This window comes from Mucilaginibacter gossypii (assembly GCF_017569325.2).
In the GTDB taxonomy this organism is placed as follows: Bacteria; Bacteroidota; Bacteroidia; order Sphingobacteriales; family Sphingobacteriaceae; genus Mucilaginibacter; species Mucilaginibacter gossypii.
Genome location: NZ_CP071878.2, coordinates 1,530,613 through 1,546,801, shown reverse-complemented (window position 1 = coordinate 1,546,801; position 16,189 = coordinate 1,530,613). Strand labels below are relative to the sequence as shown.

Sequence of the window (16,189 nt, the reverse complement as noted above, 5' to 3'; positions counted from 1 at the left end):
ATAACCTGTTCGGTCAGAACGAATGCGGATAATAGCGGTTACTTACGCTTCCATCCTCAAATAAATCTAATATAGCATAGCCGGGCGGGGTTTCGCGGTAATAACATTTAGCCGCCGAATCACTATCGCCGTCTTCCCACCAAAATCCACTTAAGGCGCCGTTACAATAGTAGCGAACGCCATCATAACCGGCCTCATCAAGTAAATGGATATGGCCGCTTATACACGTGATTGTTTTGTCGCGATGTTTATTAAATAAATTAGTGATATATCTCGCATCTGTATGGTTGCCACCTTCCATTATGGTGCTTACGCCCAAAATCGGGTAATGGCTCATACACAAAACGGGGGTGCCGCGCCGCAGTGACGCCAGGTCGTTCTCCAGCCATTTTCGCTGTTCAGCATCTAATGAACCTGCATTATCATTATTACTGTCGAGAATGATAAAATGCCACCCATGCTTTTCAAAACTGTAAAAGCGGCCCGGCATTTCAAGCTGAGCGATAACATGCGGTTTGCCATACATGCTGTCGGATTTGTCAGGGCAAGCCCACCACATATCATGATTACCCAAACAACTGTATACTTCATATCCCTTAAATCTTTCACGGGCGTTTTTCCATATCGCCCACTGTTCGTTGACCCGTTCACGGGTAATATTATTATAGTCGGCAGCGAATATGGAATCACCTCCGTTTAGAAAAAAATCGACCTTATGTTTCTTTATTTCTTCAATGCAGCGCCCGAAACGTTCCGGCGCATTGTATTCGGGGCGGATATGTACACCTGTAATATGCGCTACCCTTAATACCCGTTTCTTTTCATGCGGACCGGCCAAAGCATTCGGTTCGCGTTTTACTCCCAATGGCAATGATATGGCGAGCAAGCCTATCCCCTTTACCAGGTCCCGCCTTTTTTTTGAGTCGACAGTGTTTGTCATGTTTTTAGTTGAGTGTTTTAATGGCCAAAATTTTGTTGCCGGCTTTGATTTGCAGCTGTACTTTTTGTCCTGCTTTTACCATCACTTTAGGCCAATGTAAAAACGCTGTATATGGAAGCGGCCTCTGCGCCTGGGCGCTGCTTTCTGCAAAAACGGCTACGTTGGCATCATACCCAGTGTTGTTGCTCACCAGCAACGTGGTCGATTTCTTATCCTTCTTCAAAACAGCAGCGTGCACATGATCAAAAACCAGGAGTTTTCCCTTATCTGTCTGAAGATAAATTCCGGGCAATTCAATCGCCATTAACATACCGTTGGTTTCCGTCCACGAATTCCGGGTGTTTATGAAATTGCCAACGCTCCCCCCGCCTTCGGCGTCGCTGGGCTGAATTCGTTCCATGCTCGATCCGATAAGGTTGTTTGTAGTATAATGACCTGGCATATTTACTGCTTCGGCGTGCGCATGTTGAATATCCCTTATCAAATCTGCATATAATTTGTTACCTGTTGCACGGTATAATTTGAACAGGTAATCGCCCGAGGCTTCACAAATACCCGGAGCCGAATGTTTATTTTGAATACTGGCCCAAACTGCCCCGGCCATATGGCAGTTCAACTTCGCGATCTGGCTGCCGGCTGGAAAAACAGGATCATAGGACAACACCCAGGTTGAGCAAAGCGCCGCTTCTACCTCAGCTTTTTGCAACCAGCTTTTATCGCCGGTAACGTTATATAAGGCCATCAATGATTCTAAAAAACCAAATGCCGATTCTGAATTAGCATCCATGCTAATATCCCCGCAGTCGCCGCCGGTGAGGCCCTGGTTTACCACATCGCGCTGGTAATAATAATTGGCAGCATCCCTGGCTATTCCAAGCCACTCCGGATGATTAAAGTAATTTGCCGCAATGGCGAGCCCGCCGGGCGCTATCGCTCCCGCCGTGGAGTTAAATACGGCTATCTCGCCAGTTTCGGGTACGATGTACTGCCCAAACTCGCCGTATCTTTTCCAGGTGTTAGTAAAAGCTTCGGCCAGTTTCTTAGCGGCCGACTCCCATTCGGGCTTAATTATATTTCCAAAACCCTGCGCTTTCAGCAGCAACAGATGTTTCATCAGCCACAATAAAGCGTCACTGTTTTTGCGTACCATAGCCTGGCCTTCCGCGAAATCGGGGTGCATTTTTTCAAAAAGCAGGCGGCCATTTGCTTCTATTCCGCCATAAAAAAAGCCGCTTTTCCCCTGAAGTTTATTCACAACAAAGTCGATCTCTTCCGCCACCCGCTCACGTTCTTTTGCATTATTAAGCGCCAGCATAGGATAGGTATTCATCATACCGCTCACCCAACCCAACTGAAAATCGTCATTATTTTCGGGCTTGTAATAACTACCGGCAGGAACATGTATAAAATTACCGCTGCATATAGCCGAACCTACTGCAAGTACCTTACTCATAGGCAATATATTGCGGGGGCTATTTGGCCCGGTTATATCCTTACGTACCTGCATAAACTTCGTAAGCAAATCGGGTATGTTGCGGGCATCAAATACGCACAATCTCATCGCGATGGTTACATGGTCGCCGGGTTTCCAGTCGCGTGCTTTATCGCCACTTTCATGAAAATCCCCAAACCCGGGCGCCAGTCTGCGCACCGCCGGTGCCGAAATGCGAAAGCTGCAACTATCTTGTTTTGCATTTTCTGCAATGGTAAGGCCACTGTTGCCCAACTGGGTCTGCTGGGTGGTCAACAGGATAAAGCCTTTCTTTAGCGATGGTGAATAGAAGCACATTGCCGGCGTTGCTGCATTGCCGGTTTGTAACTGCACCAGCGATGCTTTATCGGGTTCTGCGGATAACCTGGGGTTATTTGAAATGGTTAGCGGTACTTTGGGGTTATAGTACATGTCCCTGGTGTAGGGTGGATTGTACCCGTTTCCAATAGCAGGATACCTGTTCCCGTTATACATACTTGCAGGCATCATAACATAATTCTTCCTGCTCCAACGGCTGAAGTCAAAAGATACCTCCAGGGCCGTGGCAGCTGCATGGCCTTCTTTTAACTTAATATCAGCGGTGATATCCAGTATCCCGGCGCTTGCACCCTGTTTTGCGGTTAAGTTAAGCAACCACTGGGCACTGTCTGTTGTAAGGCTGTTGTTCCCGAACACAAATTTATTTAATGCTTTGGTGCCCTCATATTGGATAGCGCTTACACGTATATTTCCATGCACCGCTTTTAAAAAATCCGGAGTTATAAGCTTTTTTGCTCCCTGCGCGTGGGCAATGCCTGTTAAGCATGTATAAATTATGAATGCGGAAAGGCAGCTTTTTTTGTTAAAGTTCATGTTAAATCATCAAAGTGCTATACCCGGACCTACGGATGAAACCAGCAGTTCCATATTTACTTTTTGATTGCTGTTATGCAAGGCGCTAACCTGGATTGACGATGCCCCGTGCGGAAGGCTCAAATTGCCCTGAGTAGGAATTTCAGCGATCTTCTTTCTGTTCTTATCCGCTACATAGCAAGCATTATCCTTCAGGATAATAAATTCGCCATTGGTAATTTTTTTGTCGATTGAAAGTTCTGTACCGTCCTGAAAAGTGATCCTGATGCCATCAGCATATCCGTCTTTTTCGGTTGATGATATCCGTATCGCACAATCCAGCGGCTGCGCATCAAATTCATTATTTAACCGGCAGGTATTTTTTTCGATAGTGTATTGCTGGTCAGGAAAGCGGGTTTCACGTACAGGATATAAAACGAAAGACTTTTCGCCGTTTTGCACCAGGTGAAATTTATAGTTTAAATTTTTTAAACGCTCTTTTACCGCTTTGGTGAAAACATTCGAGGCCCTTGCATTTTCCCAGGCGCGGTATGCCTTGAAAATGTTATTCTTTTCCGGGCAATTTTCAACAGTGTGCTGGCTCAAACCAAGCATATAAGTTGCATTCCAACCAATTGATTTGGCTTCCAGGTTTTCTGCGTCATATAAACTCCAATCACTGTGCAAATCAACTATTCCGAATGTTGCAGGTAAATAACTGCTCTCAAAAACATATCGCATATCTTTCCCCTCTATTCCCCATTGGTTCAATACCGGATTAAACATATTATTGCCGCCGCCAACATTGCAAACGCTCATATAATGCCAGTTGCCTTCATAAACCGCACTTCCCATTACGCGGAGGTAATCACCTCCATTTTTTGCATAGGTATCAAATAATTTCCTGAAAAACTGTTTAAAGGAATATTGCCCCTGTCCCTGGTATATACAACTCTCCAGGCCATCAAAATCAATATAATCCATCCCTCCTTCTGTGAGCCACTTGCCATAATAATCTGCATATACTTTTTGCAAATTCATATCCGGAACAAAACCACGATAGCAGTTAGGCTGCAGCTTTACTATTGTAGTACCCTTTTTATAGGTACCTCTTTTTGTTCCGTAAAGCCCCCTTTTGATATGTAAAAAGGTGTAAGGCTTGCTCTCGCTAATGCCATTGTATTCTATAAGCTCCTTCCCTATTTTCAGCACATTGGTATGGTTACCTTCCCATCCACCAAACTCGTTGAAATAGGCCCTGTCGGCCACCGTTATAACCGTGTCCTGATCAGTAAGATTTTTGGTTATGGAAGTGCGCTGCATAATGGCCAGGCTATCGCTCGGTACCGGGGCCACATCGCTGTTATTATCAGGCTGCAGAAACTCGCACAGGGTATGCAGTCCATACCTGATCCCATTTTTCTTCATCAATGCACCATAGTCCGGAATGTTCATGGGAGCCGCGTTGTTGAAATTTATTTTTCTGTTAGTCCAGCGATTTTGCGGGTTGGGATAATATTCGCCCCATCCTTCATCCTGTACGCCTTTGATGGCTAATTGATGAGCATAGGTGATCAGGCTGTCATGAGCGCCATGCCATGCAATATCAGGGCGATATGCTTTAGGGTCTTTGATCCATTGACCATCAATTTCGGGATGCGGCAGCCCTTCCTTTAAAACTATTTGTTCGATAGTGCGGAGCCCGACAGAATCGGGACAGGCAAGCAAAGCAACCGACGACCCGATGTAATCGGCATTAACCGGCGGCACCAACTGGTACCTGGCCGAATTTACCTTCCCATCCAAATTATCGGGCAACACCGGGAAGCGTATCATCTGTTCCTTTCTCCGGTCTCTTGAATGCATGCAAACTGTAGAACCAAAAGCGGGTTCAAGTCTTGCCCCGTTTCCGTAGTTCATCCGGTAATACTCTTCCGGATGTGAATAAAACGCCACATCATTTATCCCATCTCCGCCGATTGTGAAAGTTTGACCTTCCTTAAGATTTGGAGGCAAGGGGTATTTCAGGAGATCAGGCGAATGAATAAAATAGTACATGAAAGACATGTCGCCTCCTGTTGGAGGGCCGCTGGTGGTATTGTCATTTAAACCCAGTATGCCAAATGCGAAATCATCATCTCTCACTACGCCCAGGATATCTCCTATTGTTTTAGAGATAGTTAATTTATAAGGGCCCCAAACGATATTATCAACCCCGTTTCGCGGCTTAAGCGATACCAGTTTCAATCGTACATACTCCCCTTTTTCATCAGTTTGCACCGTTGCCACCGAACCATTAGGATAGTGTAGCGTTATACGCTTATTGAGCGTGTTAAATGCAGCGGATACCGGCAGTATATAGTTTTCGCCTTTGTACAGACTAAGCAAGGCAGAAACTTTACCGGCAGGGCAATATTCTTTATGGGATGATTTATCCTTAATACTGGTAATGAACCCACGTTTGTTTATACTAAGCGTGACAAACTTTGTGTTTAAAGTAATGGTTTGTGCATTTGCCTGCGGGTGAATTACCAGCATCATACTGAACGCCAGGAGAACTAAAAAACCTGTGTTCAATTTATTTATCATGTTATAAAAACTCATATATAATTAACTAAAAAGCATTTCCAATTTCTAAGTACCGCTTTCTGATCAATGATAAAAGAGGGCGCCCTGTACCACCATACAGGGACGCCTCTTCAACTAAACCTCAGGTAGTCTCATTACCGGAAGTACACTTAAAAAATAAAACACATTCGGCACCTATTGTATCACCGGATTAAATGTTCCGCCATCCCATCCTATATTTTGCTGCAGATTTTTGTTTTGTAAAATATACTGCGGATCAATAGGACCGAAATAATAGGCATCGGGTATATTGATTTGACTGGTGGCACCAGGATCTATCGGCTCATATTTGTAATTGGTAATAGCCTTAAGAAAAGCGTTACGATCAAACGATGCTGGTGAATTGACTATCAGATTAGAAAGCTGTGCGGCAATCCCGCTATTACTTTGCGTAATATTAATACCATATTGAGAGGATGCAGCCGCGCTGTTAAAGTACGGCCCGTAAGCGTGCAGCGTACCCATGCTATTCAGTACATTAAACATCCGCCTGCGCCTTAAATCCCAAAATCGTTTTCCTTCAAAAGCAAACTCTATAGCCCGTTCGGTCATAACAGCGTTCAATGTGGCCTGATAATCAGAGCCAACCGATGCAGCCAATCCATAATTTCCTGCTCCTGCTGTTATATGGGCCCTTTGGCGGATTTGAATAATATAGGCCCTTGCTTCGGCCGGGTGCTGTACTTCATTAGCAGCCTCAGCAAGGTTAAGTAAAACCTCAGCATACCTGATGATAGGCCAATCAAAAGCCTGGCGGTTCCAAACGCTTGAACCCAATGTGGTATCAATCCCCTTACGGCAATAAAAACCAGTGATATTATAATTGGGTGTGGCTTTGTAGGCATCATCCCCGGCTATCGTGTTAAAAATCCATTGCACACGTGGTGTAATATCCGCAAAATCATACCTGGCGCCATTATACACAATTGTTTGATAGAAGCGCGGATCCCTGTCCTTCCAAAACTCTGTAGGGTCATATCCCGAAGCCGGGTCGGAAATTGGGAGACCATTTTTCATGGGATAAGCCTGCACCATCTCCCAGGTAGGATCACAGGAGCCTGCAGCGCCAGAGGTTTCAGTTAAAGGCCTTTGCCCTTGTTGAAAGCCATTTGTTTTTTCGGGATAATGGTAGCGTAAGCTCAAAACCATTTCCTTAGCAGCCCCGGCCTTATCATACCACATGTTTTCATTTGGTTTTGCAGTATTATCGGTATATAAGCCATAACCATCAGCATCTAACTCAGTTTTAGCGGCCAGCAAGGCACTATAAGCATCATTCCAATAAGTGGCATTAGGTGTTTTGCAAAACAGGGGGCTTGCTTTTAGTAACAGGGCTTCGCCTTTTACCGCCATAGCCGCGCCTTTGGTAACCCGGCCAATATCATTTGAACCCCAGGTAGCCGGCAATAAATTAATTGCGCTATCCAACTGTTTGCCAATAAAATCAAAACACTCAAGTGACGAATTTCTTTTTACCAGTAAAGTATTTATATCGGCTGTTGGGTCCTGAACCGCGGTAATGATTGGCACCCCTCCTAATACTTTTACCATCCTGTAGTATAAATATGCGCGGAAGAAGTATGCCTGGCCTTTCAGGCTTTTATAATCGGCATCAGATAGAGCAGATTTACTTTTATCAATATTTGCAAAAAAGTTATTGATAGACCTTACCCTTCCCCAGTCCCAAACCCTGTCGGGGTAACCGCTTTGGCTTGTATAAGTGCCTTTAAGAAAAGAGTTAAGGCCATTGCCGCCGCTGCCACCAGAATAAGCTTCGCCGGCCAGTTCTTCATTTCTGTTCCAGGAAGGTAAAATATTATAGAAATTGGTTACATATCCTTTTACAAAATCAGGACTGCCCCATTCCTGCTCTGGCGTAATTGGGCCTCCCGGATGATCAACATCAAATACCTTTTTACAGGATATTGTTAAAGCAATTATCCCCAATAAAACGAATAGTATATTGAATTTAAGTTTCATGATCTAATAATTTAATGTTTAAAGTGTTACATTAAGCCCGCAGGTAAACCCTCTTAATACAGGGTACATTCTAAAGTCGCCGCCCAGTTCAGGGTCCCAATCGGTTACATGGTTCCATTGATACAGGTTTTCGCCGCTGAAATAAACCTTCACAGCTTTAACTTTTATTTTCAACAACAAGCTTACCGGCAAACTATAGTCAACAATTAAGGACTTTAACCGCAGGAAAGCGCCATTTTTTAACCAGAATGTAGATGACACCTCGCTGTTGCTTGTGCCTTGCCAGTCGGTCATAATAGGGCTTGGCATGGTAGCGGTAGAGGCTGTTTGCGGAGTCCATGCATTTTTCCAGATGGTTAAATTATCATTGCCAGGCAAAGGCCGCCTGTAGTAAACATCGGTAGGCATAATGTCGTAACGGCCCAAACCAGCAAATACAGCGGTGAGGTTAAGTCCTTTCCAGCCAAATGTGAAGTTGAAGCCATAATTAACACGCGGTATGCCGTTTTTTGAAATAATTTGCTGGTCATTTCCATCAATTTTCCCATCAGGCGAATCGGTACCCAGCGGGCCCCTGATGTCCTTGTACATCAACATCCCGGGCTGTGGCTTGCTGCCAAATATGGTGAAATTAGGGCCGTTAGCCTTTAAAATATTATCTACATCCTGCTGCGTTCTGATAATTCCGTCGGATACATATCCCCATATAATCCCGTTAATTGGTTGTCCGATCAGGTTCTGGTAACCACGAACTGACGCTGCCTGGTCAACCTTCAGATATTTGTTAGCAGAATATGACCAGTTGCCAGACACGCGATAGAAAAAGTCATTGATGTGCCGTTCGTGGCTAAGAGATAGCTCAATACCCCGTGCCGATGCTATCCCATAATTAACTGCAGGCAAGCTTGCTCCAACCGTACTTGGGACCGAAGCTACACGTGCGCCAAGAATATCGGTGGTTTTTTTGTACCATAAATCAACAGTTCCGGTAAGGATTCTTTTTGGCATGCCAAAGTCTAAACCCAGGTTGTAGTTATGATTTTTTTCCCATGTGATATTGGGGTTGATAGTTGAACCCAACGTTGTTGAAGGCGGAAGCCCGGATCCTATATAAATACCTGAGTTTGCGTTAAAGTTGTAGGTTTGTTGCCACTGCCATGGAGCGGTATTATCTGTGCCTGTTATACCGTAAGAAAAACGCAGCTTCAAAACATCAAGGACTTTAGTATAATTTGCAAAGAAGTTTTCATTGGCGATATTCCAGCCTGCTGAAACGGCCGGGAAATATCCCCAACGCTTATTTGACGGAAAGATATAAGAACCATCGGCCCTCATGGTAAAGCCAAGCAAATATTTTGAGGCGTAATTGTAATCGACCCTGCCAAAATAGGAAGCGAAGCCTGTAGGCTGGTTCTGATCACCCCTGATGTACCAGTCGGTGCTATTGGTTGAGCCACCATTAATTTGCTGATAGTTTGGGTTGCTGTAATTGTCATCCCAAATGGTTGAATAATGGCCCCGGTATGCCGATTGTTCATAGCCGGCAAACGCGCTGATATTATGAAGGCCAAAAGATCGGTCATAATTCAACATCAAATCCAGTTGGTAATTAGATGACTGCGAATACGACTCCTGCAATTCGGTAGGTGCACCTATTCCCGAAATCTGGGCCTGGTCTAATATCTGGTACCCTCCAGATCGTGTTAAATCTAATTTATCGGTAACGATGTGGTTATGGTCGCCACCGGTTTGGAAATAATAAATGTAAGGTGCATTACGCCATGCTTTGGTGTAATTGTTAGTGGTATTGTAAGCGAAAGTACCTTTTGCTGATAGTCCAGTTATGCCGGGGATATCATATTTCAATTGAAAAACCGGGGTGATATTATTGCCCGACGGCTTGGTGTAGCCACCATTTCCCTTTGCCAGGTTGGCGGTATTGGTGTTATCAAAGTTGCCAACGGGAAGGCCATTAATAAAAGAGGGCCGGCCGGGATTTACCATTAACAACCTGTTGTACATGTTCGACAAATTGAAATCCCCATAATCATAGGCCCAGAATGGACGGCTGCCGTTATTCCATTCACTTTGGATATTTAAATTATAGCTCCATCGCTCGGAGATTTGTCCATCTATTTTTGCTGTTAAATTATATTTACGGAAGGAGTTTGAGGTTGCCCCTTCCTGCTGGAAATAACCTGCCGAGATGTAGTACCTGGCTGCTTGCGAACCACCGCTTACGGCTAAGTTATGTGAAGTGTTCCATGGATTACGCCAGGTATCTTTTAACCAATCGTACGAATGTGTTTTGAAATAATCTAATTCATCAGGCGTATAGTAGCTTGGATCGTTTGCCGGCAAACCTTTTTGGGCAAATGCCTCATTGGCAAAAGTATAAGCATCAAAAGCGTTCATTCTCCGTGGTGTAATTTCACGGTTATTCATGGTATATGATGCATTGTAGGATATAAAGGTCTTATTAGCTACGCCATGTTTTGTTGTAATCAAAACAACACCGTTACCGCCCCTGATACCATAAATCGCGGTTGATGCGGCATCTTTCAGGATACTGATATTATCGATATCGGCTGGGTTAATGGTGGCAAATGTGGTTGCATCCCTTACAAAACCGTCTATCACGTATAGCGGGTCTGTTCCGCCCTGCCAGGTGGAGGATTCCCTGATTTTAATATTAGCGCTTGCGCCGGGATAACTACCCTGCGTAGTAACGGTAACGCCCGGCGACAGGCCTTGCAACAAATTGGCTGGGGAAGATGTAGGGCGGTTTTCAAGTGCAGATGATTTAATTACACCTATTGCACCTGTCAGGTTTTCTTTTTTCTGCGTACCATAGGCAACCACAACTATTTCGCTGAGCCCGCTTACATCGGCTTCCATCCTTACCAGCATAGGTGTACCGGGAGTAACCTGCAATTCTTTTTTCACATAGCCAACAAATGAAAAAACAAGTGTTGCGTTCCCATCCGGAACCTCTATGTTGAATTTACCACTGGCGTCGGATATTGTGATGGCTTGACTTCCCTTTACTGAAATAGTCACGCCGGCCAGCGGTATATTTTTGTTATCAAATACCTGCCCGCTTATCTTAACCGGGCTTACATTTAAGCTGGTAACCACATTATCAACAGTCTTTTCAATTTGCTGAAGAACAATGTTGTTATTAACCTTTTTATAAGTTAAGGACTGATTTTTAAGACATTCCTTTAATGCCTCATCTATTGAGGCATCTTTCAGATGAATGGTTACACTTTTATTCTGTACATCTTTTGAATCATAAAAAAACACATATCCTGTTTGTTTATTTATCTGGTTAAGTACTTTTTTCAGTGAGGAATTTGTTTCATCCAGGTTAATTTTTTGACTATACACTTTTGCACTACATTCAAGAAGGGCAACTAACATGATCAAGGTAGTCAATTTCATAACTAATAACATTTTGCGCGGCCACGGACAACGCATGGCCATTAAAAAAGCATTTAATTTCATACTTTTGTTGAGTTGGGTTAACAGATAGTTAGAGACACTAAACATATTCCCGTTTTGCGGGGAGGGTTAACTCAATATTTAACCGCATTCCGATTGCCCTCGGGATGCGTTTTTTTTGAGTTAACCTTGTGGGGATGGGCCTAAATTTTGAAGGCCGGGTGTGTATTTATTTTTCCATATGGTTCCTTTTATTTTGAGGTGAATAATTGGTTAATTACAGGTGTTAGTTCATTACAATAATTGTTTTCCCATCTATTTTGTAATGTATTTGCTTAAAGCTCAGAATATCCAGTATTTGTGACAGATTGACGTTCCTGGAAATTTCGCCCGAGAATCTCCGCGAGGGTAATTGTCCTTCATATTTGATCTCCACACCATACCAGCGCGAAAGCTGCCGCATTACTTCCTGAATATTATTGTCTTCAAAAAAGAAAAATCCGTTTTTCCAGGCCACCACTTCATCCGCATCTACATTCATAACATCGATCAGGCCGTGATCAAACCTTGCCTGCTGCCCAGGTTTAATGATATTACTCACTTTCCCGGCCGATACTTTTACACTGCCTTCGAGCAGGGTAGTTTTAACAGCCTGCTCATCATTATAAGCATTGATATTGAAGTGGGTGCCTAATACCTCTACTGTTTGCCCGTTTGAAATAACTTTGAACGGCTTTTTGGCATTGTGTGCAACTTCAAAATAGGCCTCGCCGGTAAGTTCTACCCTGCGTTCGTTACCATTAAAAACTACCGGGTATTTTATTGATGACGATGCGTTTAACCATACTTTAGTACCATCAGCCAAAATAAATTGATACTGCCCGCCTTGCGGCGTAGCGGCGGTGTTATATATAATGTTCTTTGACGGATGGAAGTCCACAACAACATCCCTATAACTAATTTGGCCGTCGGCGGCTTTTTTTATAACGATGTTACCCTGACGTGCGAGTTTTCCAATCTTTGCACCATTTAATACAATGGTACTCCCATCCCCTAATGTTAATATGGCTTTGTTTCCGCCGGGGGCTACATCCTGTTTCTGAGGCTTAACTGCAGCTATTTGCCGGCGGGAATTATTATTAATGCTAAAAAAGTATCCCCCCACAGCCATAAAAAAAAGTATTGAAGCAGCTATTGCCCAACGCGATAATTGTATCCTTTTTGTCCTTCCCTGTATTTCATTCAGCAGATTATCAAGGCTCTCTTTCTGATCTTCTTCCAATTGCTCCTGCGACAAATAAGGATCGCCGTGCTTGTATTTTAAATACCAGCTTTCAACCAAAGCGTTCTCTGCCGGAGTAGTCATGCCGCTGTTATACCGTTCTATTAAATCTTCGATGTCTTGTGGTTGCATAATCGTTAAAGGATATATCATCCTTATTACCCCATATACAACTACTACCGGGGGGAGGGAGTAGATAAAAATTAAAAAATTGAAAATAATTTACCCGATGATAGGTTGGGGAAGATATCACCTCCTATTACTGTAAGAAAGCTTATTGAAAACTGACTTTTGGTTTAGCTATTCCAAGTGGCCGTATCGGGTCGTTAATGCTTTCAGACATAAGAATTTGTCAAAAATAAATTCAACGCAAACGTTTGTTTATCGCAACAAGGCTCATAAATATGTTTTTTGAGTTTTATAACAGCGAAGTGTTGTTATTGAAAGCCTGTATTAATTACCCCGACGGTAAAATCTTTACCAATCAGTTAAAAATAGCGCTCTTAATCAGCGGATTAAAGCGACATAGCGCTCGCATTGAGGGCAAGAACCTTTTTGTTAAAGCTGATTCGCCCAAATTAACGCAAACGGTTGCGTAGAACTTTAGCGCTTAAAATCACTCCAGTCCTCTTAATTTGTAACAACAATTATACGATTAGATAAACAGGGACCCGGTTTCAGGCGATTCGTTTATCCCGGGCCTCAATGGTCATCAATCAATAAATATCGCTTTGCAAATTTATAATCAATGTAAACTTTAATGGCTTTGTACGGTAAATATAGTGACGACGATTTGATAACGCTGTTAAGGCAAGATGACATATCTGCTTTTACGGCGATTCATTCGCGCTATTACGGAGCGTTATATCAGCATGCGTATAAAAGATTGCCGGACAGGGATACTGTTAAAGATATTTTACAGGAGCTTTTTATCCATTTATGGGACCAAAGAACATCAATTGATATTAAAGGCAGTTTGCAGGCTTATTTATGTACCGCTATACGGAACAAGGTTTTAAACGTTTTTAAGCACGAGAAAGTAAAAGCCAATTACATTACCTCATTAATTAATTTTAAGGAAACCTGCGAATCTACAACGGATGAAAATTTAAGAAATAAAGAACTTATTGCCCTGATTAAGGCCGAAGTAAGCTCTTTACCTCCAAAAATGAAACTGATATTTGAGTTAAGCAGGGATTCAAACCTGTCGCACAACGAAATTGCCGAAATATTGGAAATAAGCCCATTAACTGTTAGAAAGCAGGTAAACAATTCTTTAAAAATACTGAGGGCAAAATTAGCGTCACATCTGCTAACGCTGTTTTTATAACAGGTTTTAATATTTACGGGGTGTATTTTGATATGCGATAATACCATCCTAACAGATTACAAAAAATGTATGCTGTTTTAAAATGTTCCCGGTTTTGATTCGTCTTCATTATTAAAGACGGTTAAAATCATTAAATAAACAATAACATGAAAAAGCATATCATATCAACAGCACATAGTCAGTTGTGGGAGGGCATAGACGACTAAAAGAGTAAATTAACAAAGGTTATTAGCGGCAGGTGCTGTATCTTAGCGCCATGACGGATTATAAACTGGAAGCAGCTAAAGCCGCTTTAACCTTGATTACCCCCAATCAAATTATTGGTTTGGGAGCCGGGAGCACCATAGCTCATTTGGTTAATATGTTAGCCCAGGATCGTAAGCTTGCGGCTTCCTTAATATTTACCTCATCATCATTCAAAACAACTCAACTGCTAAGCACATACGGTTTGCGCATTCAGTCGCCTGCCTTGCTTAATAAACTCGATATCTATTTTGATGGCTGCGACCAGTTTGACAGCGAACTAAACGCCCTGAAAAGCGGCGGCGGCATCCATACTACCGAAAAGGTCCTTGCCTCAATGGCGCATGAATTTATTTTGCTGGGCGATGAGGGAAAATTCTCAGCCCAACTTAACGCTACATATCCGCTGGTTATAGAGATATTACCCCAGGCTTTACAAATTGTACTGGCAAAACTGGCAATCCTATTTCCCCAGGCTACGCTTACCCAACGTATGAGCACACAGAAAGATGGGGCTTTGATATCAGATAATGGTAATATGCTGATCGATGTACAATTTACTGAACTGCCCGAACCGGTTAAATTAAATACCCTGGTTAAAATGATACCGGGTATTGTTGAACACTCTTTATTTTACCAAATGGCCGGCAGGGCAATTATTGCAGGCGAAAATGGTATCCGGACCATAAGGCCTCAACGGTAACTATCAGTCGGCATTATTTAAAACGGCGATACCTTTTAACGTACAAACGCCATAGTTAAAATGGTTTAAAAGCTGCAGCTGGACATCCCATAAATTAAATTCGGCATGAGGATATACGGAGGCGTTAAAACCAAGTTCAATCTGGTTAACCCGCATAATGGCAATTATTCTGGTATCAATTTCGGGACGGACATACCCTTGATCGATACCTTTTTTTAACAGCTTCTCAATGATATTGACCATGAAGCCTGTTTTAAATTTCAGGTATAACATCCAGCCTTCGTGATGGTACTTTTGCAGATCGAACAAAACAGCAGGGTTAACCCTCGAAAAGATCTCCCCTGTACATTTGGTGAGCTCAACCATCTCATCCATCATATTACCCGTGTCACTAATAATTGAGCAAAGCATTGCCTCATCATCGCTCAGCCGCTTTTTTACAAGAGCAGTAACAAGTTCATTTTTGTCCCTGAAATGCTGGTAAATTGTTTTTTTGGAGATCCCCAGATGCCGGGCAATATCATCCATGGTAATGCTTTTTATCCCTGCTTCAAGAAAAAGCGCTTCACTCCCATTTAAAACCCGCTCCTTATCAATCATAGCGTTAGGTAGTTATCAAAGCGGTGATCCCCCTGATAGCGCCAATCAGGATCTCCTGGTTCATTTTTTCATCCCGCGTGAGCTGGATCATGTTAATGGCTATCAATCCATGAATTACGGCCCAGTAGGTGTAGTATTTTTTTTGAACTTCCTCCTCACTTACCTCCCGGGGTGCATACAGCGCCCGTATCACTTCAGAAACCATCTCCGGAAAAACCAATGCTTCCGCTATCCGGTTTTCTACCGGGCTGCAACCTGTACCAACAGCAAACATCAGCTGGTAAAGCTCCTTATAGGCAATTGCAAAGTTCCAGTAAGCCAACCACATAGCCTCCATCTGTTCAATGGCGTCTGTATGTGCCTCTTTTGCCAGCTTTACCATAGCTGCCAGCTTCAGGTGCCCCTTGCGGGCAAGCTCGGTATACAAAGCTTCCTTGCTTTCAAAATACTCGTAAATAGCAGGAGCCGTGTACTCGATATGCTCAGCAAGTTTCCGCATACTTAACGCATCACATCCCTCACACTTGATCATATCCAACGCAGCGTCCAGTATCTTTCGGCGGGTATCATCCTTTTGCCATAATATCCGTTCTTTACTTCCCATGTTTTAACTTCTCAATCACAAGCAAAATTCACTTTAATTTATTCATTAATAAATAATTAACCATAATTAAATTATCAATTTGGTTTAGATGATTGTATGATAACAGGCTTTA

The 16,189-nt window shown here is 43.0% G+C and carries 10 protein-coding genes; 2 read left to right on the top strand and 8 right to left on the bottom strand.

The window, feature by feature from the left end; translation table 11 throughout:
• Positions 1-13: 13 nt before the first annotated feature.
• The 6 genes from J3L18_RS06650 to J3L18_RS06625 form a co-directional block, all read right to left on the bottom strand.
• Positions 14-940: a metallophosphoesterase family protein gene (locus tag J3L18_RS06650; RefSeq protein ID WP_129570891.1), complete on the bottom strand. Its 927-nt coding sequence runs from the start codon at positions 938-940 to the stop codon at positions 14-16.
• 4 nt (positions 941-944) lie between these two features.
• Positions 945-3,284 carry an AGE family epimerase/isomerase gene (locus tag J3L18_RS06645; protein ID WP_129570890.1) on the bottom strand — a complete coding sequence of 780 codons (2,340 nt, stop codon included), beginning with the start codon at positions 3,282-3,284 and terminating at the stop codon, positions 945-947.
• 9 nt (positions 3,285-3,293) lie between these two features.
• Positions 3,294-5,852: a hypothetical protein gene (locus tag J3L18_RS06640; RefSeq protein ID WP_129570889.1), complete on the bottom strand. Its 2,559-nt coding sequence runs from the start codon at positions 5,850-5,852 to the stop codon at positions 3,294-3,296.
• Between the two features lie 174 nt (positions 5,853-6,026).
• On the bottom strand, positions 6,027-7,871 hold the full coding sequence (locus J3L18_RS06635) for a RagB/SusD family nutrient uptake outer membrane protein (RefSeq protein WP_091162726.1): 1,845 nt from the start codon (positions 7,869-7,871) through the stop codon (positions 6,027-6,029).
• Between the two features lie 18 nt (positions 7,872-7,889).
• Positions 7,890-11,315: a SusC/RagA family TonB-linked outer membrane protein gene (locus tag J3L18_RS06630; RefSeq protein ID WP_189549386.1), complete on the bottom strand. Its 3,426-nt coding sequence runs from the start codon at positions 11,313-11,315 to the stop codon at positions 7,890-7,892.
• 286 nt (positions 11,316-11,601) lie between these two features.
• Positions 11,602-12,729, bottom strand: a complete 1,128-nt coding sequence (locus tag J3L18_RS06625; protein ID WP_189549384.1) for a FecR family protein — start codon at positions 12,727-12,729, stop codon at positions 11,602-11,604.
• 628 nt (positions 12,730-13,357) lie between these two features.
• Between J3L18_RS06625 and J3L18_RS06620 the strand changes: the two genes are divergently transcribed.
• On the top strand, positions 13,358-13,927 hold the full coding sequence (locus J3L18_RS06620) for an RNA polymerase sigma-70 factor (protein WP_091162722.1): 570 nt from the start codon (positions 13,358-13,360) through the stop codon (positions 13,925-13,927).
• Positions 13,928-14,183: 256 nt separating this feature from the next.
• Positions 14,184-14,873: a ribose 5-phosphate isomerase A gene (gene rpiA / locus J3L18_RS06615; protein ID WP_091162721.1), complete on the top strand. Its 690-nt coding sequence runs from the start codon at positions 14,184-14,186 to the stop codon at positions 14,871-14,873.
• A 3-nt stretch (positions 14,874-14,876) separates the two neighbouring features.
• Here the strand turns inward: rpiA and J3L18_RS06610 are convergent, their stop codons facing one another.
• Both J3L18_RS06610 and J3L18_RS06605 read right to left on the bottom strand, forming a co-directional pair.
• Positions 14,877-15,473 carry a TetR/AcrR family transcriptional regulator gene (locus J3L18_RS06610; RefSeq protein WP_129570886.1) on the bottom strand — a complete coding sequence of 199 codons (597 nt, stop codon included), beginning with the start codon at positions 15,471-15,473 and terminating at the stop codon, positions 14,877-14,879.
• Positions 15,474-15,477: 4 nt separating this feature from the next.
• Positions 15,478-16,077, bottom strand: coding sequence for a TetR/AcrR family transcriptional regulator (locus J3L18_RS06605; protein ID WP_129570885.1), 600 nt, complete (start codon positions 16,075-16,077; stop codon positions 15,478-15,480).
• Between the last annotated feature and the right edge of the window lie 112 nt (positions 16,078-16,189).